We start from the raw sequence: 20093 nt of genomic DNA, 5'->3' as shown, positions 1-20093 counted from the left end.
TAATGTTGACAATCGCGGCTGTGCGGCTACGCCGTCTCGCCGCCGCTGATCCAGGCTCGCGTGATTTCGATATTGTCCGATATATGCACCAGATCGGCGCGTGCACCAGGCACCAGGCGGCCACGGTCCTCAAGACGAAGGAAACGCGCGGGGTAGAGCGTGGCCATGCGCAAGGCCTCGGCAAGCGTCAGGTCCAGATAGGTGACTCCATAGCGGATGGTCGACGCCATATCGACGTCCGAACCGGCGAGCGTTCCGTCGGACAGGACCAGCTTTGAACAGAAACCACCCCTCTCGCGGCGAACGGTACGACCGTTCAACACAAACTCGTCGCGCTCCGAGCCGACGAGCGACATCGCGTCGGTGACGAAAAAGAGCTTGCCTTCGCCCCGCTTTGCGCGAAGCGCGGTGCGAAGCGCTTTCGGATCCACATGATGGCCGTCGGCAATGATGCCGCACCAGACCGACGGATGGTCAAGTGCCGCACCGACCAGACCTGGAGCGCGATGCCCCAACTGGCTCATTGCGTTGAACAGATGGGTCACACCGCGCGCGCCTGCATCAAAGCGGCTCTCCGCGGCCTCGCTGGAGCAATCGGAGTGGCCGATGCTTACGACGACACCTGCTTCGCTCAGCTCGCTCACCTGCTTCGATGTGACCTGTTCGGCGGCCATCGTCACCATGAGCGTGCCGATCGATTGCTTGGCTGCGACAAGTGTCCTGACGTCCCTTTCCTCGACGGGACGCATCAGTGCGGCGAGATGGGCGCCCTTGCGCGCCGGGGCAAGATGCGGACCCTCGAGATGCAGGCCGGCGACGCCGCGGTTCGTATTCACGGCTTCCTTGGCCGCTTCCAGCGCCGCACGCACCGCATCTGCCGTGTCGGTGATCAGGGTCGGCAAGAGAGCAGTCGTGCCGTAAGGCCGGTGGCCTTCCGCAATCATGTACATCGAGCTTGCGGACGGTTCATCATTCAGCATCCGGCCGCCGCCGCCGTTTACCTGGGCGTCTATGAAGCCGGCCGAAAGTACGCCACCGTCCAGCTGGATTGTCTCTCCTTCCGGAAGCTCATTGCCTGCAGCGATTGTCTCAATGCGCCCATCGGCGATGACGAGTGCCTTGTTGTCGTGGAAACGCTCGCCGTCAAAGATACGAGCGCCAGCGATGATCGTGCGAAGCATCAGATGGTCTCCGTTACCTTAAGCAGGTTTGCCGGCTTATCGGGATCGAAGCCCCTGCGGCGTGTCACCGATTCGATCAGTCTGTAATAGACAAGCAGTGAAACGAGGGGATCGAGAAGGCCATTGCCGGTGGTCGGCACACGCAGATTGATGCCGGCAAGCGGCTGAGACGAGAAGGGAACGGTGGTGGCGCCGAGTTTCTGCAGGCGTTCGAGTGCCTGCACATTGTTGGCAAAGGCTGCGTCGTCCGGCGCAAAGGCAACAATCGGGAATCCGGGCTGCACGAGCCGCATCGGGCCATGCATCAATTCTGCCAGAGAGAAGGCCTCCGCATGCAGGCCAGCCGTTTCCTTGGCCTTGAGCGCAGCCTCGAGAGCAATCGCGAAAGCGGGGCCGCGACCGCCGGTGTAGAGCGACGTGGCGTTGAAGAGGACATCCTCGGCCGCTGCCGTGTCTATCCCAGCCGTTGCCAGGAGCGCCTCGGGCAGCTTGTCCAACGCCGAGTGCAGATCGCGTTTGCCGCCGATTGCCGCCGTGACGCCGCAGAGGGCCGCAACTGCGGCGATGAAGGACTTCGTTGCCGCAACGCTCTTTTCAGCGCCGGCGTTGAGGCCGAGCACGATGTCTGCCTGTTTGGCCAGCGGGCTGTCGGTGACGTTGACGACGGCGATAGTTGTTGCGCCGCCGCGTTTGGCCGCTTCCTGCAGAGCGACGATGTCAGGGCTCGCGCCGGATTGCGACACCGTGAAGTGGATACCGCCCTTCAGGTGCAGCGGCGCACCGTAGACCGAGGCGACCGAAGGGCCGACCGAGGCGACCGGCACGCCGCAGGTTATCTCGAACAGATATTTGAAGAAGGTCGCAGCATGATCGGAAGAGCCGCGCGCGGCTGTGGTGACCACGCTTGGGGCACCTGAGGAAAACAGTTTGGCGATCTCATCGAAAACCGGCTTTTCTTTCTGCAAAAGCGTTGCCACGACATCCGGCGATTGGCCGGCTTCTTGCAACATCAGCGACTGGGTATCACTCATAGGTCCTCTCCAATTCTCAATTCTGCTACAAAATCATATGCATCGCCGCGATAGTGCGAGCGGGTGTATTCAACGACACGCTGGTCATCCAGCCGCGAAACGCGTTCGATCAGAAGTGCCGGTGCTCCCGGCTTCACATCAAGGGCTGCGGCCGATGACGGATCGAGGGTGACGGCCGTGAGCCTTTGCAGGGCGCGTACGGGCCGGTGGCCGCTTGCGGCAAGCGCTTCATAGAGCGAGTCTTCACCGCCACCATTTTCACCAAGGAACTTGACGGGGACCACCGAGCGGTCGATCGCGAGCGGCAGCCCATCGGCGAGACGCAGGCGGTCAAGGCGGAGGACGCGCTCGTCAACGCCGAGACCGAGCAGGAATGCTTCCTCCGGCGAGGGCGTATTGATGGTGCGTGAGAGGATTTTTGCGGCAGGCACGCGACCGCGCGAACGCATGTCGGCGGAGAAGGAGGAAAGCCGCCAGAGCGACTGCTCCATGCGCTCTACCCTGCTGGACACGAAGGTGCCGCTGCCATGCCGCGATTCGAGAGTGCCTGCGTTCAGGAGATCGCGATAAGCGGTACGAACGGTCACACGACCAATTTGCAAGGCTTCGGCAAGATCGCGTTCGCTCGGAAGAGCCGCGCCCGGTTTTAGCAGACCCTCCTGGATCAATCCGGTTAGAGCTTGCGCAAGACGCCTGTAGAGCGGCCCGGTGCGGGTTTCATCGCGCAGACCGCGGCTATCGATCTCTGCTATCAGACTGGTTCTATCCATAGGAAATAAGTAGAACCTATTTGGAACCAATTGCAAGCAAGAAATGATTTAAACAAAAACCCCGCAGCTTCCTGCGGGGGCTGAAACAGATCGCTTGATATCTATTCAATTCTATACCATTATGACCAAATGAGTAAGTATGTTGGAATTGGGGAAGCGGCAAGCATTCTAGGAGTTGCTCCCGTGACGTTGCGGCGTTGGGAGGCTTCTGGACATCTCGTTCCCGAAAGAACGCCAGCTGGCCATCGTCGATATGACGTTGCGGCAATCACCGGAGTAATAAACACTCGGAAAACGGGTCAACTCGATACCCGCAAGACAATCGCCTACGCCCGAGTATCAAGCTCCGATCAAAAGGCCGATCTCGAAAGGCAAAAGCAGGTCCTTGAAATTTACTGCGCCCAGCAGGGATGGACATTCGATCTAATCTCCGACCTCGGCTCCGGAATGAACTACCAGAAAAAAGGTCTGAAACAGCTACTTTCCGACCTCGTCGACGGCAAAATCGGACGCCTTGTGATTACGCACAAGGACCGTCTTCTGCGGTTCGGGGCCGAACTCGTGTTCGCCATCTGCCAGGCGAAAAACGTCGAGGTGGTGATCATCAACCAAGGAGAAGACACCTCGTTCGAGGAAGACCTGGCGAAGGACGTGCTGGAAATTATCACGGTCTTTTCCGCTAGGCTTTACGGTAGCCGTAGCCGAAAGAACCAGAAGCTTATCGATGGTGTCCGCAAGGCTGTTGAGGACGCAACATGATCCTCGCCCATAAGATCGCCCTCGATCCCAACAACAGCCAGCGGACCCATTTCGCGAAGGCGGCCGGCACGGCGCGCTTCGCGTATAACTGGGCGCTCGCCGAATGGCAGAAGCAATACGATGCCTGGAAGCTCGACAACAGCCTCGAGCGGCCACCGCAGTATTCCCTCCGGCGGCAGCTCAACCTAATCAAACGGACCGACTATCCGTGGATGGCCGAGGTCACCAAGAACGCCCCGCAAATGGCGATTGTCCAGCTCGGCGAGGCGTTCAAGAACTTCTGGGCGAAACGGGCCAAATACCCGACGTTCCGCAGGAAGGGCATCGACGACCGTTTCACTCTGACCAACGACCAGTTCATCCTGAACGGCTCTCGCATCCGCATCCCCAATCTCGGTTGGGTGCGGATGCGAGAGCCGTTGCGCTTTGAAGGAAAAATCCAGTCCGCAACGGTCAGCCGCAAGGCTGACCGTTGGTTCGTTTCCTTCAACGTCATCCTCGACAATTTATCGCACCTGCCAAAAGCCGAAAACCAAGGCGCAACAGGGGTGGATGTCGGGCTGACGACCCACGCAACGCTCTCGCACGGGGAAAAGGTCGTAGGACCGAAGCCCCACAAGAAGCTGCTGAACCGTGTTCAGCGGCTGTCGCGCGGTCTCAGCCGCAAGGTAAAGGGTTCGAAGAACCGGACCAAGGCAAAGACGAAACTGGCAGAGCTTCACCTGCGGATCGCCAACATCCGCAGTGACGCTGTGCATAAACTGACGACTGACATCACCAGGCGCTTTCACACGATCGGCGTTGAGACGCTGAACGTCAAAGGCATGTTGAAAAACCGCCGCAGGGCGCGCTCGACCGCCGACATGGGTCTCTTCGAGACCAGACGGCAGATGACCTACAAGGCCGACATGCGTGGCGGGATTGTCGTTGCGGCAGACCAGTGGTTTGCCAGCAGCAAGCTCTGCCATTGCTGCGGCGGGAAGAACGAGACGCTGGCCCTCAACGACCGGAAGTGGGTCTGCGAGGGCTGTGGCACCGAACACGACCGCGACGTCAACGCCGCGATCAATCTGGAGAATTATGCTGTAAGGCATATCGCCGCGAGTTCCGCGGTGGCTGCCTGTGGAGGGGAAGGCGCTGGCCGCCGTCGCAAGACGTCGGTGAAACCGTCCCCAGTGAAGCAGGAAATCAACGTCAAACCTGAAAATGTTTATACATGATCAGGTTTGTGTAAGTTTGATGGAACGGTAGGGTGACGATCCTTACTGGAGCATGGGGCTGGCGATGCGTGCGCACTACTCATCCTTCTGTGGCGAAGGGTGTGGTCAACTCTTCGAGAAAATGTAATCCGTTTCCTGTCGCAGCACTTCTCCCGGACGAACGACCGCGCTCGGGAAACCTTCATGGTTGACCGCGTCCGGCCAGATCTGCGTTTCCAGGCAGAAGCCGGCGAAAGGTCCGTATTTGCGGCCGCCAATCCCGGGTACCGGCACGCTGAGCTTGAAGGCGGCGTAGAATTGCACGCCCGGCTCCGTCGTGCGGACTTCCATCGAAACGCCGGAGTGCAGGCTGCGGGCAAGCGCCACGGAACGCTTGGCGGTGCGTTCGCTTGAAAGGCAGAAATTGTGATCGTAAAGCGCCTGCTGGTCACCGTCGAACCGCCTCATCGAGGACATCTCGCGGAAGTCGAAGACAGTGCCGTCGACCGGGCGTACTTCTCCGGTCGGGATCTGCCTCTCGTCCGTCACCAGATAGCCGTCGGCGGCGATCATGATGTCGTGGCCGAGCGTGTCTTCGCGACCATCCAGATTGAAATAGGCGTGCTGGCAGACGTTCGCGAGCGTCGGCTGGTCAGTCGACGTTTCGTAGGTGACCGACAACTCCCCGTCGCCGTGCACCCAGTATGTGGCAAGGATGGCGCAGTTGCCGGGATATCCGCCGCGGCCGTCAGCGTCAACGATCTTCAGAACAACGCGATCGACGTCGTGTTCGACGATCGTCCAGTTGCGCTTGGCGATATTGTCGCTGCCACCGTGAAGGTGGGTGATGCCGTTCTCGTTCAGATCCAGCTGATAGTCCTTGCCGTCAAGCGTGAACCTGCCGCTGCCAATGCGATTGGCGCAGCGACCCGGAGTCGCGCCGAAATAGGAGGAGTGAACGGGGTAGCTGTCGAAGCTGTCGAAGCCGAGGGTAAGCGGCGCGTCGTGGCCCTCAAGCCGCAAATCCTGGATCACCGCGCCCCATGTCATGACCTTGGCCGTCAGCCCACCACCCTTGATTTCGACGCGATGGACGGGTTCGCCCGTCTTGGTCTGCCCGAAAACTTCCCGCTTCAATGTGTCCGCCATCACCACCGCCTAAATATATCTTCTATTGAGGCACGGAACCTGCCTCCATTTGCCCCAAACCGCAACCGGCACGAGACAAAAAACAGGCATTGCAGGCGAGAGGCCGCAGCGCTTTCTTATCACGGCGATGGATGCTCAGCCGTCCTCGCCAATCTCGTTCAGGTCGTAAGACGTTGTCTGATAGATCTCGTTGATCCAGTTGCCGAACAATAGGTGTGCATGGCTTCTCCAGCGGTTCTGCGGAGCGAGCGACGGATCATTATGCGGGAAGTAGTTCTGTGGCATCTTGATCGGCACGCCGGCGTTCACATCGCGGAAATACTCGTCGGCAAGCGAGGTGGAGTCATATTCGACGTGGTTGAAAATATAGAGTCTCTTGCCCTTCTCTTCGTGGACGAGGCAAACGCCCATCTCGCTCGATTCCATAAAGATTTCAAGATCCTGCGATTTTTCGATGTCGGCACGGCGCACCTCGGTCCAGCGTGAGACAGGTACTTCGAAATTGTCGGAGAATCCGTTGAGGTAGACTGATGACGGTGCAAGGTTCTTGTGGCGGTAAACGCCGAATGCCTTCTCTTTCAGCCCGTGCTTCGGAACGCCGTGGAAGTGATAGATGGCAGCCATCGCGCCCCAGCACACGTTCATTGTCGAATGGACGTTGGTTCTCGTCCAGTCGAAGATCTGCTGCATTTCGCTCCAATAGGTGACGTCTTCGTAAGGCAGCGTCTCTATCGGTGCGCCGGTTATGATGAAGCCGTCGAACTTCCGGTGCTTTACCTCCTCCCATGTCTGGTAGAAGGAGAGAAGATGTTCTTCAGCGGTGTTCTTGGCCTTGTGGTTTCCGACCCGCACGAGCGACAGCTCGACCTGCAGCGGCGAGGCGCCCACAAGGCGTGCCATCTGCAGCTCGGTCTTGATCTTGTTCGGCATGAGATTGAGAAGCCCGATCTGCAAGGGACGGATGTCCTGACGGATCGCTTCCGTCTCGGTCATCACGCGCACACCTTCTTGAACCAGGGTTTCAAAGGCGGGCAGGGTATCGGGAATCTTGATAGGCATTGCGGTCACTCGATGAAAACAACGAAAATATCGCTATCGGTCCGCACGCGGCCCTTTAGCAACTTCTTTAACGTGGCTGCAAGCCGGCCGGCCAAATCACCACGGAATGCCTTAAATAGCGCCAGTCGGGCTGCGAATCAATCACTGAAAAAGACGCGCTCGGGGGCTCGCGGTAACTCACGCATTAAAGCGTGCTAGAATCTGTTGCTGGACAGGCTGAAACACCATGTTATTCAGGTAGGATAGACCGCTTAGGGAAGCATAATGGCAGATGACGTCAAAGGCAGGCCGAGCATTCAAGGACAGGACAGGGTAGGCTACGACCTCAGCCTGGTCTACCGGCTGAAGGTCATGTTCTCAGCGTTTTGGAATTCCAGGGTGCGGGGACGAGTCCTTGTTCTTTCGACTGCGCTGATTGCCATCATCCTGGCCACCGCATATGCCACGGTCATCCTCAATCAGTGGAATGCGCCGTTCTACGATAGTATCTCGCGGCGTGACCTGCCGGGTTTCTTTCACCAGCTCAAAATCTTTGCGGTGATTGCCGGCATGCTGTTGCTGCTCAACGTCATACAGGCCTGGCTCAACCAGATGACGGCGCTTTATATGCGCGAGGGCCTGTCACGAGACCTGGTCGACCAGTGGCTGCAGCGCAAGCGCGCGCTTCGCCTGGCGTCAAGCGGTCTGATCGGTGTCAACCCAGACCAGCGCCTGCACGAGGACGCACGCAATCTTGCCGAAAGTACGAGTGGGCTTGTCATCGGCCTTGTGCAATCGACCATCCTTCTGGTGAGCTTCATCGGCGTGCTGTGGGAACTTTCCAGCGGCTTCGTCTTTCATTTCGGCACCCATAGTTTTTCCATTCCGGGCTATATGGTCTGGGCCGCGATCTTTTACGCTGCCTCTGCCTCCGTGCTCAGCCAGCTCGTCGGCCGCAAACTTGTGAAGCTGAATGCCGACCGCTTCTCCAAGGAAGCAGAGCTCCGCTTTGCCCTGATGCACGCCAACGAAAACATACCCGCCATCACCGCCGCGCGCGGCGAGGAAAACGAGCGGGGTCGCATCAATACCGATATCAGTGCAGTCCTCACCGTTATCAAACGTGTGGCGATGGCAAACGTCAATCTTACCTGGGTTTCGGCCGGCTACGGCTGGCTCGTCGTTGTCATCCCGATCATCGTTGCTGCGCCTGCTTATTTCTCCGGGGGCCTGACCTTCGGCCAATTGATGATGTCCGTCGGCGCGTTCAATCAGGTGAATACGGCTCTTCGCTGGTATGTCTCGAACTTTGGCCCGATCGCCGAATGGCGGGCCACTCTGATGCGGGTCACCGATTTCCGGCAGGCGCTGACCACCATGGGCGACGATGTCGATCTCAAGGAGATGATCGCCTACGAGAGGAGCGCTCCCGGCACGCTGACGCTCGACAATGTGAGGATCGCGGCCAAGATCGATGAACAGATCGATCAGTGCGGCGGCTTCCGGTTGCGTGAGAACAGCGTGACGATCAAGGCCGGTGAGAAAGTCATGATCAACGGTGACCACAACCTCAATCGCAAGCTCCTCTTCCTTGCGCTGTCCGAGCTCTGGCCATGCGGTGGTGGCAAGATCGGCCTTCCGCCCGCAGACGACATGCTTTTCGTTCCGCAGTCGGCCTATATTCCGGGTGGAACGCTTCGCGAAGCCCTAGCATTCCCCGAGCCCGCGCAGACCTACAAGAACGAAGATGTCGAGGCGGTCCTCGAGAAGGCTGGCCTGCACAACCTGATTGCCCGGCTCGACACGCGCGCGCGCTGGGACAAACTGCTCGATTCCGACGAGCAGCGCGCCATCGGCTTTGCCCGGCTGCTTCTCGTTCGCCCGCGCTGGATGGTGTTCGACGAAGTGTTGGAAGGGATGGAGCCGGAATGGCAAGCCACGATGATGAAAGTGCTTACCTCGATGCCAGAGAGCACAATGATCTATATCGGTCGATCCGAGGCTTATGTGGAAGCGTTTCAGCCGCGCGTGCTGCATCTCGAGGCGCTGGACGCGAAGCCTGAAGCGAAGGCCATGGCAAAAGTTCCGAACGTACGGGCGCCAGCGCTGTGACCGTTCACATGGGCGGGACAACGCCGTTGGTGCCGACGGTCAGCTGCGCGGCAGAGATCGTGCCGTCGGTCGCTTTTTCGCCCATAACGATCACCTGTGCACCCGGCGTCAGATCCGTTTTGCCGGCGGGCGTGAAGGTGACGATCGGCGTATCGTCAGCGATTGATATGGTCTTTTCCTTGCCCTGGTAAGTCAGCGTAATGGTGTGGCCGTCGATCGCCTTGACCGCCCTGGCAACGGTCGCATTGGTCATGGTGCTGTTTGGCTTCAAGTCCCAAGGGCGGCTGCCTTCGCCGGTGCCTTTCATCGCCGAAGGAAAGATCAGCACTTCGAGGGCTCCGTCGCCGCCGTCGGCCTTCGGCAGCGACGCAACGCCGACGAAATCTCCCGGCTTGATATCTTCGACCGACGCCTTCTTGATGCCCCCGACTTTCCACTCAGGTTTCAGCGACACCGTCTGGTCGGTGCCCTCCCTTGTCTTGACGACAAGCGTGTCGCCACTGAGGCTTTCGATCGCGCCGCGCACGCGCACGCGCTGCGCGTCTGCGCCGAATACAGTTTGCGATGCGATCGTGAGGGCGCTGGTGGCAAGGACGGTCGCCACTGAGATGCTGAGATTGCGGGACATGGTCTTTCTCCATGCGGTCGTCTGGTCGGTGCGCTGCAACCGCGCGGTCAGATTAGTCCCGGCGCTGGAACACTGGCGAATCAAGGAAAAGTGAGGAGTCGCCTGCGTATCGTGCGGCGCGCTCGGAGGAAGGGCTGATCTAGCCCTCCAACTCCTCCCGCAGCATTTCGAGCTCCAGCCATTCCTCTTCCATCTTCGTCAGGCTGCCGCGGAATTTCTCCATTTCGGCGGCGAGACGGCTGAATGTCGCGGGATCCTTGCTGAAGAGAGAGGGGTCGGCCATCTTTTCTTCGCGCCTGGCGATTTCGGCTTCGGCCTTCGCGATCTCCTTCGGGAGGTTCTCGAGCGCGAACTTCTGCTTGAAGGAGAGCTTGCCTTTTCCTTTTGGCGCCTCAGCAACGGGTGTGGCGTCCGGCGTCTTCGACCTCTCCGCCTTCTCCGATCTTTTGCGTTCGTCGGCAGCGCCCTTGCGCTGTACCAGCATATCGGAATAACCGCCGGCGTATTCGATCCAACGTCCGTCCGGCGCATCGGGTGCGGCGGGTGCGATTGTCGATGTCACCGTACGATCGAGGAAATCGCGGTCGTGGCTGACGAGAATGACGGTGCCGGGAAAGCCGGCGACAATCTCCTGCAGCAGATCCAGGGTCTCGATGTCGAGATCGTTCGTCGGCTCGTCGAGGATCAACAGGTTTGCCGGGCGCGACATGATACGCGCCAGCATCAGGCGTGCACGCTCTCCGCCCGACAGGTTCTTGATCGGCGTGCGCGCCTGCTCGGGCTGAAACAGGAATTCCTTCATGTAGCCCGTGACATGGCGCTGCTCGCCGTTGACGAGCAGGTTGTCGCCGCGGCCGTCCGTCAGGTAGTGGGCGAGTGTTTCGTCGGGGTTGAGCTCATCGCGCTTCTGATCAAGCGTCGCGATTTCCAGGTTGGTGCCGAGTTTGACTGTGCCGCTATCGGGCGAGAGCTGCCCGGTCAGCATTTTCAGCAACGTCGTCTTTCCCACGCCATTCGGTCCAACGAGGCCGATGCAATCGCCGCGATGGACGCGGATCGAGAACGGCGTGACGATCGGCCGGTCGCCGAATGTCTTGGTGATCTTGTCCGCTTCGATGACGAGCTTGCCGGATTCCTGCGCATCGGAAACGGTTGCCTGCACCGTGCCCTGCGGACCCTTGTGTCCACGATGGTTCGACCGCATCGTCTGCAGTTCGCCAAGGCGGCGCATATTGCGCTTGCGCCGTGCCGTGACGCCGTAGCGGAGCCAGTGCTCCTCGCGTTCGATCGCCTTGCCGAGCTTGTGCTGCTCCAGCTCCTCGGCTTCCAGCACCTGGTCGCGCCACGCTTCGAAATGGGCAAAGCCCCTGTCGAGCCGGCGCGAGGTGCCGCGATCGAGCCACACGGTCGCGGTCGAGACTTTTTCGAGGAAGCGACGGTCATGCGAGATGAGGACGAGCGCACTTCGGGTTTTCTGCAGCTCGCCTTCCAGCCATTCGATCGTCGGCAGGTCGAGGTGGTTGGTAGGCTCGTCGAGAAGGAGAATATCGGGCTCTGGCGCAAGGACGCGCGCGAGTGCCGCGCGGCGGGCCTCCCCGCCGGAGAGGTTTTGGGGATCTTCTTCACCCGTCAGGCCGAGATGCGAGAGCAGATAGGTGACGCGATAGGGATCGTCGCCCGGCCCCAGCCCCGCCTCGGCGTACGCTTGCACCGTCTTGTGGGTTTCGAAATCGGGAGCCTGTTCGAGATAGCGGACAGTCGATGAGGGATGGCGAAAGACCTCGCCGGACTGTGCTTCGACCATGCCGGCCGCGATCTTGAGCAGCGTCGACTTTCCGGAGCCATTGCGGCCAACAAGGCAGATCTTGTCTCCGGGCTCCACTTGCAGCGCAGCACCCGCCAGAAGCGGTGCGCCTCCGAAGCTCAGGAAAATATCATCGAGTTTAAGAATGGGGGGCGCCAAAAATCAGACTCCGGAAAGATCATAGGGGCGGGCGAGCACGATGGCGCGGCCGCTTTGAAGAGAGAAGCGTACTGCGCCCTCTGCGACATTGGAAATGGTGCGTGACGAACCGAACGGCAAATTGAAATCGGCCAGCGGATAGCGCGCATTCTCGATGAACAGCCCACGCAGCTCGCTGAAGCCGGGAACCGAGAAGAGACTTCCCTGCGGGAGATCAAGGCTGATCGTGCCTGCGACGAGCGGCACGGCCTCTTCGCTGCCCGAGGTCAGCAGCACGTCCAGGCCCTGTTCGGCGAGGCTGACCGCATAGATCAGATGCTGGAGCGCATGATCGGAGCGCTCGCCGGCAAGTGCGCCGGCAAGAATCAGCCGAGTTGCACCGCGCTTTATGGCCTCGGATACGGCGATCTCACCATCGGTCGAGGCCTTTGCCGCCGGGTAGGGTTGCTTCGGCACATGTGCAAAGGCGCTCTCAAGATCCGCAGGCGTGGAATCGAAGTCGCCGACCCAGAGCTCGGGCATGGCGCCCAGAGCGGCGGCATGGCGCATTCCCCCATCGGCAGCAATGAAGCGCGTGCCCGCGACCGCCTGGCGCAGCCGATCGGTCAGTCGCAACTCGCCGCCGAGAAGAATGGTGAAGGTGGATTGGCTCATGGGCATTGCCCATAGCGCAAAGCAGGGGGGAAGGGAAAGGGCGCAGATCAGCCTTCGTCGGCCACATCCTTCATGCGAGCCTGAAACACAGCCTCGAAGCCGGATATGTATCTGTCGAAAAGCTTCGCAAAGGTGTCGATATCCTCTTTTGGCCAGTCCTCGACGATTTCGGAGACGATAGCAAGCTTCTGGGCCTTCAGTTCCGACAGCAGTCTCTGTCCTAGCGGCGTCATGACCACGACGATCCGGCGAGCATCGGCCTGGGACGCCTTTCGACGAAGCACATTGCGGCTGACCATGTCGGCGACGACACGGCTCGCGCGCGATGGGTCGATGCGCATCATCTCGGCAATGGTGCCGATCGTGACCTCGCCGGCGTCCTGCGCGCGCCGGACTGCGTCCAAGACGTCGAGATGCGAAAGTTCGAGGCCGGGCGCGATGCTCTGTATGGCAAGCCGGCCGATCAGCCGCCGGCCCGTCATGAGCCGCATGCGGGTCATGCTTTGGCCGATGTACGTTACGCCTTCGCTTGTCTCGGCGGGGTCGATATCGGCAGATTCGGTCGCGGTCTCGTTCATGAAGAAAATCATAGCAGAAGGCGTCGGCAATGAGAACATGCAAATGTCATGAATGTGACATTGACAATTATATGCCAATAGCACATAAATCCGGCGTGACCCAACTCGGATAAGAAGCCCCATGGATATGCAAACTGCCCCGGCGCCGCTCGTGACAGATCACCGCCGCCGGCTCGTTCTCTTTCTTTTTTTGATGACCGCTATGTTCATGGCAACGCTTGACAACCAGATCGTCGCGACGGCTCTGCCGACAATTGTCGGCGAGTTCGGTCATCTTGAGCGATTCAGCTGGATCGGTTCGGCCTATCTTCTGGCGGTGAGCGCGGTGATGCCGCTCTATGGCAAGCTCGGGGACCTCTTCGGCCGCAAGTATGTGATGATGGCGGCGATCATGATCTTTACTGTCGGGTCTGCCGTCTGTGGTCTGGCCGTCTCCATGAATACTCTGATTGCCGCTCGCGTCCTGCAAGGACTTGGCGGCGGCGGCATCATGGTGTCCATTTTCGCGGTCAACGCCGACCTGTTCGAGCCGCGCGAACGTGCGCGCTACCAGAGCTATTCGAGCCTCGTGCTGATGGCCTCAGGCGCCATTGGCCCCGTTCTCGGCGGTACGATGAGCGACCTTTTCGGCTGGCGCTCGATCTTCCTAGTCAATGTGCCGATCGGCTTTGTCGTGCTGGCCGGACTTGCCTTCATGCTTCCCTACCGCAAGCCGAACCGGCGTCCGAAGATCGATTATGCGGGCGCGCTCCTGCTTGCCCTGACCACGACATGCGTGGTGCTTGCGGCCGATGGCAGCCAGCTCTTCGGCTCGCTCATCTCCCCGCAAAACCTGTGGATCGTTGCCTTCGGTGTCGTCTGTGCCGTCGCATGGGTCCTCGTCGAGCGCCGCGCGGCCGAACCGATCATTCCGCTGTCGCTGTTCCGCAACTCCACATTCGGCCTGTTGCTCGTCATGTCGATCATGAGCGGCGCGATCGGCATCGGCATGGTGAACTATTTCGCGCTTTTCCTGCAGACGACGACCGGCCTTTCACCGTCGGCAGCCGGCGGCCTCTTCGTTCTTCTGACCGGCGGCATCGTGTGCGGCTCCCTGTCGGCCGGGCGCATCATCTCGGCCACCGGACGATACAAGCCCTTAGCAGTCGCAAGCCTGACCTGTAGCGCGGCCGCGTTTGTGCTGCTTTCTCTGGTTCACGCGGGAACGCCGATCTTTCTGATTGGGGCCGTGATGGCGTTTCACGGCATCGGTGTCGGCCTGGCGCAGCAGGTCCCGATCATCGGCGTGCAGAATGCCGCACCCGCCCGCGACGTCGGTGCAGCGACCGGATCGGTCACACTGTCGCGCATGGGCGGGGCATCGATTGCGATTTCCATGTATGGCGCGATCGTTGGTTCGCAGCTTGGCAGAACGGGCCTCTCCATTCCCGGTGTGACCGACATCGAACAGCTGACGCCTAAGATGATGGCGGCTTTGCCGGATGCCACCCGGCATGCCGTGGCGGATGCCTATTCCAGCGCATTCACGCCACTGTTCATGACCTCCTGCGCGATCGCGCTCCTCGGTCTTCTGGCAGCTCTGATGTTGAAGTCGGTGCAGTTGCCGCGAACAGGGGAAATCAAGAAGCTTGCAGCGGCCGCCGAAGCGGCTGAATAAACAGCAGGAGGCGGGGGACGCCGCCTCTTGCCAGACGCCGATCGCGACGATACACCTTTTCCCGCTCTAACGGGGTGCCTTGTGTCCATCGGACATGGGGCTGAGAGGCTTTGCAGAAGCTAACCCGCGGAACCTGATCCGGTTAACACCGGCGGAGGGATTAGACGCGTGACATCAGGCACCGCCCTTTTCCCCTTCAAGAAAACCTAGAGGAGAGGTGCCATGCCCATATTCAAAAACCACTCGTTCATCGCCGCCGCCATGATAACGCTTGTCGCACTGCCGATGACGCCGGCAAAAGCTGCCGACAAGACGCTGACCGTGTATACCTACGAGAGCTTCACGTCGGAATGGGGGCCCGGCCCCAAGGTGAAGGCAGCGTTTGAGAAGACCTGCAACTGCACCGTCAATTTCGTCAGTGTGGCTGACGGCGTGGCCCTGCTTTCGCGCCTCAAACTCGAGGGGGCCGGCACCAAGGCCGACGTCGTACTCGGCCTCGACACCAATCTCATCACCGAAGCCAAGGCGACTGGCCTGTTCGATGCCAGTGGCGTCGATACCGCCGCCTTGAAGGTTCCGGGTGACTACAGGGACGATGTCTTCGTTCCTTACGACTATGGCCATTTCGCAGTGATCTACGACACGCAGACGATCAAGAACCCGCCGCAGAGCATGAAGGATCTGGTCGAAGGCGATTCGACGCAAAAGATCGTCATTGAAGACCCGCGCACCTCGACGCCGGGTCTTGGCCTGCTGCTGTGGGTGAAATCCGTCTATGGCGACAAGGCGCCGGAAGCCTGGGCCAAGCTCAAGGGCCGAGTCCTGACGGTGACACCCGGCTGGTCGGAAGCCTATGGGCTGTTCACCAAGGGCGAAGCGCCGATGGTGTTCTCCTATACGACATCGCCGGCCTATCATATGGTTGCGGAGAGTACCGATCGCTATCAGGCAGCCGCGTTCTCCGAGGGACACTACATCCAGATCGAAGTCGCAGGCCTGCTGAAGAATGCACCTGACAAGGAACTTGCGCGCGACTTCCTGAAGTTCATGGTAACGCCGGACTTCCAGGATACCATCCCGACCAACAATTGGATGATGCCCGTCTCGGCAACATCCCAGCCGCTGCCCGACGCCTTCGGTAGGCTCGTCAATCCGTCGAGGACCTTTCTCATGAGCTCGGACGAGGTCGCCAAGAACCGCAAGGCCTGGATCGGCGAGTGGCTGGCTGCGATGAGCATGAACTGATGCTGCTGACCGCAGCCGAAAAGCGATCCGCAATAACCGGCGGGGCGGTCAGCCTCGCCGCTATCGTCTTTTTCGTCTGCCTGGCGACGGTTGCGCTGCTCGTGTCGAGTGGTGCGGTTTCGATGTCCGCGGCGCTTTTCGACCCCTACATACTGAGAGTCGTGCGCTTTACGTTGCTGCAGGCACTGCTATCGACCGTTCTGTCCATCGTCCTTGCCATTCCGATTGCGCAGGCGCTGGCGCGCCAGCCGCGTTTTCCCGGCCGCACCTGGATCATCCGCCTTATGGCCGTGCCGATGGGGCTGCCGGTGCTGATCGGCGCATTGGGCCTGATCGGCATATGGGGTAGGCAGGGCATCCTGAATTCAGTTCTGACAAGCGCCGGCATTGCCGAGCCGATCAACGTCTACGGACTTACCGGCATCCTGCTCGCGCATGTCTTCTTCAATCTGCCCCTGGCTTGCCGGCTGATGCTGGCAGCTCTCGAGCGGGTACCGGGCGAATACTGGCTCGTGGCGAGCGGTCTCGGCATGCGGCATGGCTCCGTTTTCCGCTTCATCGAATGGCCCGTACTGCGTTCCATCATCCCGGGCGTTTCGGGCCTGATTTTCATGCTCTGCGCCACGAGCTTCACACTGGTGCTGACCCTTGGCGGGGGACCTGCCGCGACGACCATCGAGGTCGCGATTTACCAGTCGCTGCGTTTCGATTTCGATCCTGGTCGTGCCGTCGCGCTTTCGTTGCTGCAGATCGCGCTCACCGCCATCGTTCTCGGCGTGCTTGCTCTTTTTCCGGCGGCGGGCGATGACGGGCTGACATCGGGCAAAGCCGTACGAAGACCTGATGGAGCGCTGCTTGGCGCCCGCCTCGTCGATAGCGGCGTGTTGGTGCTCACCGTGTTTTTCCTAGGCTTGCCTCTGATGTCCATCGTGGTCGCAGGTCTTCGCGCCAATCCGATGAAACTGATCGCGGAGCCGATCTTCTGGCAAGCGGCTCTCACCAGTGTTGCAATTTCGCTTTCTGCTGCCCTTGTGTCGCTCGCCCTTTCGGGCGCCCTCGTGCGTGCACGCCATACGATCTCTCTGGAGAGGAAAAAGGGCCGAGGCGACCGTGCGTTCTTCGCGGCGATGGGAAGCGCCTCTTCGCTGGTGTTGCTCGTTCCGCCGATTGTCCTTGCGACGGGCTGGTTCATGGCGCTGAGGAGCATCGGCGATGCCGGCACCTGTGCGCCGGCCCTCATTGTCATCATCAATGCACTGATGTCTCTGCCATTTGTGATGCGGGTGCTCGAGCCGGCCTACTCCATTCATCAACGGCGGACGCAACGGTTGCGCGCCAGCCTTGGCATCTCCGGCCTTGCCCGTTTCCGCCTGATCGATTGGCCGGCGCTGTCCAAGCCGGTTCTCACTGCGCTGTCGTTCGCCATGGCGCTGTCGCTGGGTGATCTCGGCGCCGTCGCACTGTTCGGCTCGGACAGTTTCGTGACGCTCCCCTGGCTGGTCTACAGCCGCATGGGCAGCTATCGAACGAACGATGCCGACGGACTGGCGCTGATCCTCGGGGTCATCTGTCTCCTTCTGACGATTGCAGGCACGATGGGTCGGTCCCCCAGGGAGGCTGCGTCGCATGGCTGATGGAATCGAAATGCAAAATGTCGGCCTACGGTTGGGTGGGCACGAGTTTTTCTTCGATTGCGAATTGCCGGCGGTGGCCGTCATTGCGGTGACGGGCGCCTCCGGGGCAGGAAAGTCGACATTTCTCAATTTGCTCGCCGGCTTCGAGGTCCCGACGCAAGGGCGGATCCTAATCGCGGGACATGACGTCAGCGCTGTGCATCCGGCCGGCCGGCCGGTTTCGCTTGTCTTTCAGGACAACAACCTGTTTGCGCATCTCGATGTTTTCACCAATGTCGGGCTCGGTATCGATCCGGCCATGAAACTTTCGCTGGCCGATCGGTCGTCGATCGTTTCGGCATTGGAAAAGGTCGGCCTCCGCGGTTTCGAGATGCGGATGCCGGCGACGCTTTCCGGCGGGGAGCGCCAGCGCGTTGCCTTTGCTCGCGCGCTTGTTCGCAGGCGGCCGGTGCTGCTGCTCGACGAACCCTTTGCAGCGCTCGACCCCAGCCTGCGCAACGATATGGCAGCGTTGCTTCTGGAAATGCATCGGGATACCGGGAACACCGTGGTCATGGTATCGCATGATCCGGACGAGGTTCGCCAGATTGCGGACCATGCTGTTTTCATCGAGCACGGCCGGGTCGCCGTTAGCGCTCAGATTGCAGGGTTCCTGGCGGAGGATGAGCATCCCGGTTTGCGTCAATTTCTGCGCAGTTTACAAATGTAGGCAGAGTAACGGCACTTTCGCCATAATTTGAAGCGACCCAAGAAACTCCTAACCACGTTACGCTTGTTAAAATACAACGGCGCCACATTTAAGCAGAGTCTCGCTATGCAACCGATGCGGAAATCAGTTACAGCAAAGACTTGCGCCCGGTATTTTGCACTGCAAAAACGGGGGTGGACGCCTGTTGAACCCTAAAAAAGACGATCGGATCGTAAAGACAGCGAGCCGGTTGGAACGTACGATGACTTGGAGAGCCAGACTGGACAGCATGACGACGTGGAAAGTGGCCGCGCCTTCCAGTGATGTGTTCTTCGCAGCGTTCCGTTGGGTCCGTCGGGCGTCGCTTGTCTCTGTTGCCAGCGTTGCGCTTTATGGCTGTCAGTCAGCTCTCGAGCAATCCTATCAGCCGAGCGTCGGTCCTTCGTCCAATCCACAGATCGTCGACGAGGTTCAGAAGAATGATCCACGTGCAGCAATGGGTGCGCGCGAGCATCCACGCATCGTTGCGAGCTACGGGGGCGAGTACAAGGACGCTAAGACGGAGCGGTTGGTTGCACGCATTGCTGGTGCGCTGACGGCTGTATCGGAAAACCCCAGCCAATCCTATCGCATTACCATCCTGAATTCTCCGGCGATCAACGCCTTCGCCCTGCCGGGCGGCTATCTCTACGTGACCAGGGGTCTGCTCGCGCTCGCCAACGACGCCTCGGAAGTGGCGGCTGTGCTGTCCCATGAAATGGGCCATGTCACTGCCAATCATGGGATCGAGCGGCAGAAGCGCGAAGAGGCGGAAGTCATCGCCAGCCGCGTCGTTGCCGAAGTGCTGTCGAGTGATATTGCCGGCAAGCAGGCACTGGCGCGCGGCAAGCTGCGTCTGGCGGCCTTCTCCAGACAGCAGGAACTGCAGGCGGATGTGATCGGTGTGCGGATGCTCGGCGAGGCAGGTTACGATCCCTATGCCGCCGCCCGGTTCCTCGACTCCATGGCTGGATACAGCCGCTTCATGTCGGTCGATCCCGATGCCGACCAAAGCCTGGACTTCCTGTCAAGCCACCCGAACTCGGCGCAGCGCATCGAGCTTGCGCGCGACCACGCGCGGGCGTTCGGACAGCAGGGTAAGGTCGGCGACACGGGCCGCGATTACTACCTTGATGGCATTGACGGACTTCTCTACGGCGACAGCCCCGAGGAAGGCTATGTTCGCGGCCAGACCTTCCTGCATGGTGGTCTTGGAATCCGTTTTGACGTGCCGCCCGATTTCAAGATCGACAACAAGGTCGAAGCCGTGATGGCGACCGGACCAGGCGATGTCGCGATCCGCTTTGACGGTGTTGCCGACAACCAGAACCAATCGCTGACGAATTATATTTCCAGCGGCTGGGTCACCGGCCTCGATCCGTCAACTATTCGGCAAATCACCGTCAACGGCATGGAAGCGGTCACGGCGCGCGCGAGTGCGGACCGTTGGGACTTCGACGTGACCGTCGTGCGTAACAATGCTCAAATCTTCCGTTTCCTGACGGCAGTACCGAAGGGCAGCCAGAGCCTGCAGCAAACTGCCGACGTCCTGCGGGCGAGCTTCCGGCGTATGACGCCGGAAGAGGCTGCGTCGCTGAAGCCGCTGCGGGTCAGGGTCGTTACTGTGCGTGCGGGTGAGAACATCACCACCCTCGCAGCCCGCATGATGGGCACCGATCGAAAGCTCGATCTCTTCAAGCTCATCAACGCGCTGCCGACGGGCGCATCCGTTTCGCCGGGCGAGCGCGTCAAGATCATCGCTGAATGA

Annotated in this window: 17 protein-coding genes and 2 riboswitches; of the genes, 8 read left to right on the top strand and 9 right to left on the bottom strand. The window is 60.2% G+C overall.

The genetic code is table 11. The features are described from left to right. Window positions 1-26: 26 nt before the first annotated feature. The 3 genes from nagA to AC1D2R_RS11590 are packed head-to-tail and all read right to left on the bottom strand — an operon-like array spanning window position 27 to window position 2982. Complete coding sequence (gene nagA / locus AC1D2R_RS11600; protein WP_477967425.1) at window positions 27-1181, bottom strand: N-acetylglucosamine-6-phosphate deacetylase; 1155 nt, start codon at window positions 1179-1181, stop codon at window positions 27-29. Next, window positions 1181-2212, bottom strand: coding sequence for an SIS domain-containing protein (locus AC1D2R_RS11595; protein WP_477967424.1), 1032 nt, complete (start codon window positions 2210-2212; stop codon window positions 1181-1183). Before AC1D2R_RS11595 ends, nagA begins: the two co-directional genes overlap by 1 nt. After that, entirely contained in the window at window positions 2209-2982 is a 774-nt protein-coding gene (locus AC1D2R_RS11590; RefSeq protein ID WP_477967423.1) for a GntR family transcriptional regulator, read from the bottom strand. The genes AC1D2R_RS11595 and AC1D2R_RS11590 overlap by 4 nt, the downstream gene beginning before the upstream one ends. 129 nt (window positions 2983-3111) lie before the next feature. Here AC1D2R_RS11590 and AC1D2R_RS11585 point away from each other — a divergent pair, with 129 nt between their 5' ends. Next, window positions 3112-3741, top strand: a complete 630-nt coding sequence (locus tag AC1D2R_RS11585) for an IS607 family transposase (protein ID WP_477967422.1) — start codon at window positions 3112-3114, stop codon at window positions 3739-3741. Next, the gene (locus tag AC1D2R_RS11580) at window positions 3738-4961 is read left to right on the top strand and encodes an RNA-guided endonuclease InsQ/TnpB family protein (protein ID WP_477967421.1); all 1224 of its coding nucleotides are present in this window, start codon (window positions 3738-3740) and stop codon (window positions 4959-4961) included. Before AC1D2R_RS11585 ends, AC1D2R_RS11580 begins: the two co-directional genes overlap by 4 nt. A 105-nt stretch (window positions 4962-5066) precedes the next feature. Here the strand turns inward: AC1D2R_RS11580 and AC1D2R_RS11575 are convergent, their stop codons facing one another. Together AC1D2R_RS11575 and metA are read right to left on the bottom strand one after the other, a co-directional pair. Further along, entirely contained in the window at window positions 5067-6089 is a 1023-nt protein-coding gene (locus tag AC1D2R_RS11575; RefSeq protein ID WP_477967420.1) for an aldose epimerase family protein, read from the bottom strand. Between the two features lie 135 nt (window positions 6090-6224). After that, window positions 6225-7148: a homoserine O-acetyltransferase MetA gene (metA, locus tag AC1D2R_RS11570; protein ID WP_477967419.1), complete on the bottom strand. Its 924-nt coding sequence runs from the start codon at window positions 7146-7148 to the stop codon at window positions 6225-6227. Window positions 7149-7183: 35 nt separating this feature from the next. Beyond that, window positions 7184-7261: riboswitch (SAM riboswitch) on the bottom strand. Between the two features lie 151 nt (window positions 7262-7412). On the opposite strand from metA, the gene AC1D2R_RS11565 reads away from it, so the two are divergent. Next, entirely contained in the window at window positions 7413-9239 is a 1827-nt protein-coding gene (locus tag AC1D2R_RS11565) for an ABC transporter ATP-binding protein/permease (RefSeq protein WP_477967418.1), read from the top strand. Between the two features lie 4 nt (window positions 9240-9243). Here AC1D2R_RS11565 and AC1D2R_RS11560 read toward each other — a convergent pair whose 3' ends face one another. The 4 genes from AC1D2R_RS11560 to AC1D2R_RS11545 form a co-directional block, all read right to left on the bottom strand. Further along, a complete protein-coding gene (locus tag AC1D2R_RS11560) occupies window positions 9244-9867 on the bottom strand; it encodes a DUF5666 domain-containing protein (protein ID WP_477967417.1) in 624 nt (207 codons plus the stop codon). 139 nt (window positions 9868-10006) lie between these two features. Further along, window positions 10007-11830 carry an ABC-F family ATP-binding cassette domain-containing protein gene (locus tag AC1D2R_RS11555; protein ID WP_477967416.1) on the bottom strand — a complete coding sequence of 608 codons (1824 nt, stop codon included), beginning with the start codon at window positions 11828-11830 and terminating at the stop codon, window positions 10007-10009. Window positions 11831-11833: 3 nt separating this feature from the next. Next, window positions 11834-12490 (bottom strand): thiamine diphosphokinase, encoded by a 657-nt coding sequence (locus tag AC1D2R_RS11550; protein ID WP_477967415.1) that lies wholly within the window; start codon window positions 12488-12490, stop codon window positions 11834-11836. Between the two features lie 41 nt (window positions 12491-12531). Then, complete coding sequence (locus tag AC1D2R_RS11545; RefSeq protein WP_477967414.1) at window positions 12532-13062, bottom strand: MarR family winged helix-turn-helix transcriptional regulator; 531 nt, start codon at window positions 13060-13062, stop codon at window positions 12532-12534. A 121-nt stretch (window positions 13063-13183) separates the two neighbouring features. Here AC1D2R_RS11545 and AC1D2R_RS11540 point away from each other — a divergent pair, with 121 nt between their 5' ends. The 5 genes from AC1D2R_RS11540 to AC1D2R_RS11520 all read left to right on the top strand — a co-directional run bounded on the left by AC1D2R_RS11540 (window position 13184) and on the right by AC1D2R_RS11520 (window position 20093). After that, complete coding sequence (locus tag AC1D2R_RS11540; protein ID WP_477967413.1) at window positions 13184-14719, top strand: MDR family MFS transporter; 1536 nt, start codon at window positions 13184-13186, stop codon at window positions 14717-14719. Between the two features lie 60 nt (window positions 14720-14779). Then, window positions 14780-14896: riboswitch (TPP riboswitch) on the top strand. An 84-nt stretch (window positions 14897-14980) separates the two neighbouring features. Continuing rightward, a complete protein-coding gene (thiB, locus tag AC1D2R_RS11535; RefSeq protein WP_477967577.1) occupies window positions 14981-15964 on the top strand; it encodes a thiamine ABC transporter substrate binding subunit in 984 nt (327 codons plus the stop codon). Then, window positions 15964-17598, top strand: a complete 1635-nt coding sequence (gene thiP, locus AC1D2R_RS11530; RefSeq protein WP_477967576.1) for a thiamine/thiamine pyrophosphate ABC transporter permease ThiP — start codon at window positions 15964-15966, stop codon at window positions 17596-17598. Before thiB ends, thiP begins: the two co-directional genes overlap by 1 nt. Further along, window positions 17591-18307, top strand: coding sequence for a thiamine ABC transporter ATP-binding protein (locus AC1D2R_RS11525; RefSeq protein ID WP_477967412.1), 717 nt, complete (start codon window positions 17591-17593; stop codon window positions 18305-18307). The genes thiP and AC1D2R_RS11525 overlap by 8 nt, the downstream gene beginning before the upstream one ends. Before the next feature lie 241 nt (window positions 18308-18548). After that, on the top strand, window positions 18549-20093 hold the full coding sequence (locus tag AC1D2R_RS11520; protein ID WP_477967411.1) for a M48 family metalloprotease: 1545 nt from the start codon (window positions 18549-18551) through the stop codon (window positions 20091-20093).

It is taken from the genome of Rhizobium sp. P1_C7 (assembly GCF_056406295.1).
Note: the sequence above shows the minus strand (reverse complement) of the source record. Positions and strands in the feature narration are given on the sequence as shown.

Coding starts and splice junctions, on each gene's coding strand:
- nagA (WP_477967425.1), bottom strand. CDS start 1,181: ATGCTTCGCACGATCATCGCTGGCGCTCGTATCTTTGACGGCGAGCGT.
- AC1D2R_RS11595 (WP_477967424.1), bottom strand. CDS start 2,212: ATGAGTGATACCCAGTCGCTGATGTTGCAAGAAGCCGGCCAATCGCCG.
- AC1D2R_RS11590 (WP_477967423.1), bottom strand. CDS start 2,982: ATGGATAGAACCAGTCTGATAGCAGAGATCGATAGCCGCGGTCTGCGC.
- AC1D2R_RS11585 (WP_477967422.1), top strand. CDS start 3,112: ATGAGTAAGTATGTTGGAATTGGGGAAGCGGCAAGCATTCTAGGAGTT.
- AC1D2R_RS11580 (WP_477967421.1), top strand. CDS start 3,738: ATGATCCTCGCCCATAAGATCGCCCTCGATCCCAACAACAGCCAGCGG.
- AC1D2R_RS11575 (WP_477967420.1), bottom strand. CDS start 6,089: ATGGCGGACACATTGAAGCGGGAAGTTTTCGGGCAGACCAAGACGGGC.
- metA (WP_477967419.1), bottom strand. CDS start 7,148: ATGCCTATCAAGATTCCCGATACCCTGCCCGCCTTTGAAACCCTGGTT.
- AC1D2R_RS11565 (WP_477967418.1), top strand. CDS start 7,413: ATGGCAGATGACGTCAAAGGCAGGCCGAGCATTCAAGGACAGGACAGG.
- AC1D2R_RS11560 (WP_477967417.1), bottom strand. CDS start 9,867: ATGTCCCGCAATCTCAGCATCTCAGTGGCGACCGTCCTTGCCACCAGC.
- AC1D2R_RS11550 (WP_477967415.1), bottom strand. CDS start 12,490: ATGCCCATGAGCCAATCCACCTTCACCATTCTTCTCGGCGGCGAGTTG.
- AC1D2R_RS11545 (WP_477967414.1), bottom strand. CDS start 13,062: ATGAACGAGACCGCGACCGAATCTGCCGATATCGACCCCGCCGAGACA.
- AC1D2R_RS11540 (WP_477967413.1), top strand. CDS start 13,184: ATGGATATGCAAACTGCCCCGGCGCCGCTCGTGACAGATCACCGCCGC.
- thiB (WP_477967577.1), top strand. CDS start 14,981: ATGATAACGCTTGTCGCACTGCCGATGACGCCGGCAAAAGCTGCCGAC.
- thiP (WP_477967576.1), top strand. CDS start 15,964: ATGCTGCTGACCGCAGCCGAAAAGCGATCCGCAATAACCGGCGGGGCG.
- AC1D2R_RS11525 (WP_477967412.1), top strand. CDS start 17,591: ATGGCTGATGGAATCGAAATGCAAAATGTCGGCCTACGGTTGGGTGGG.
- AC1D2R_RS11520 (WP_477967411.1), top strand. CDS start 18,549: ATGACTTGGAGAGCCAGACTGGACAGCATGACGACGTGGAAAGTGGCC.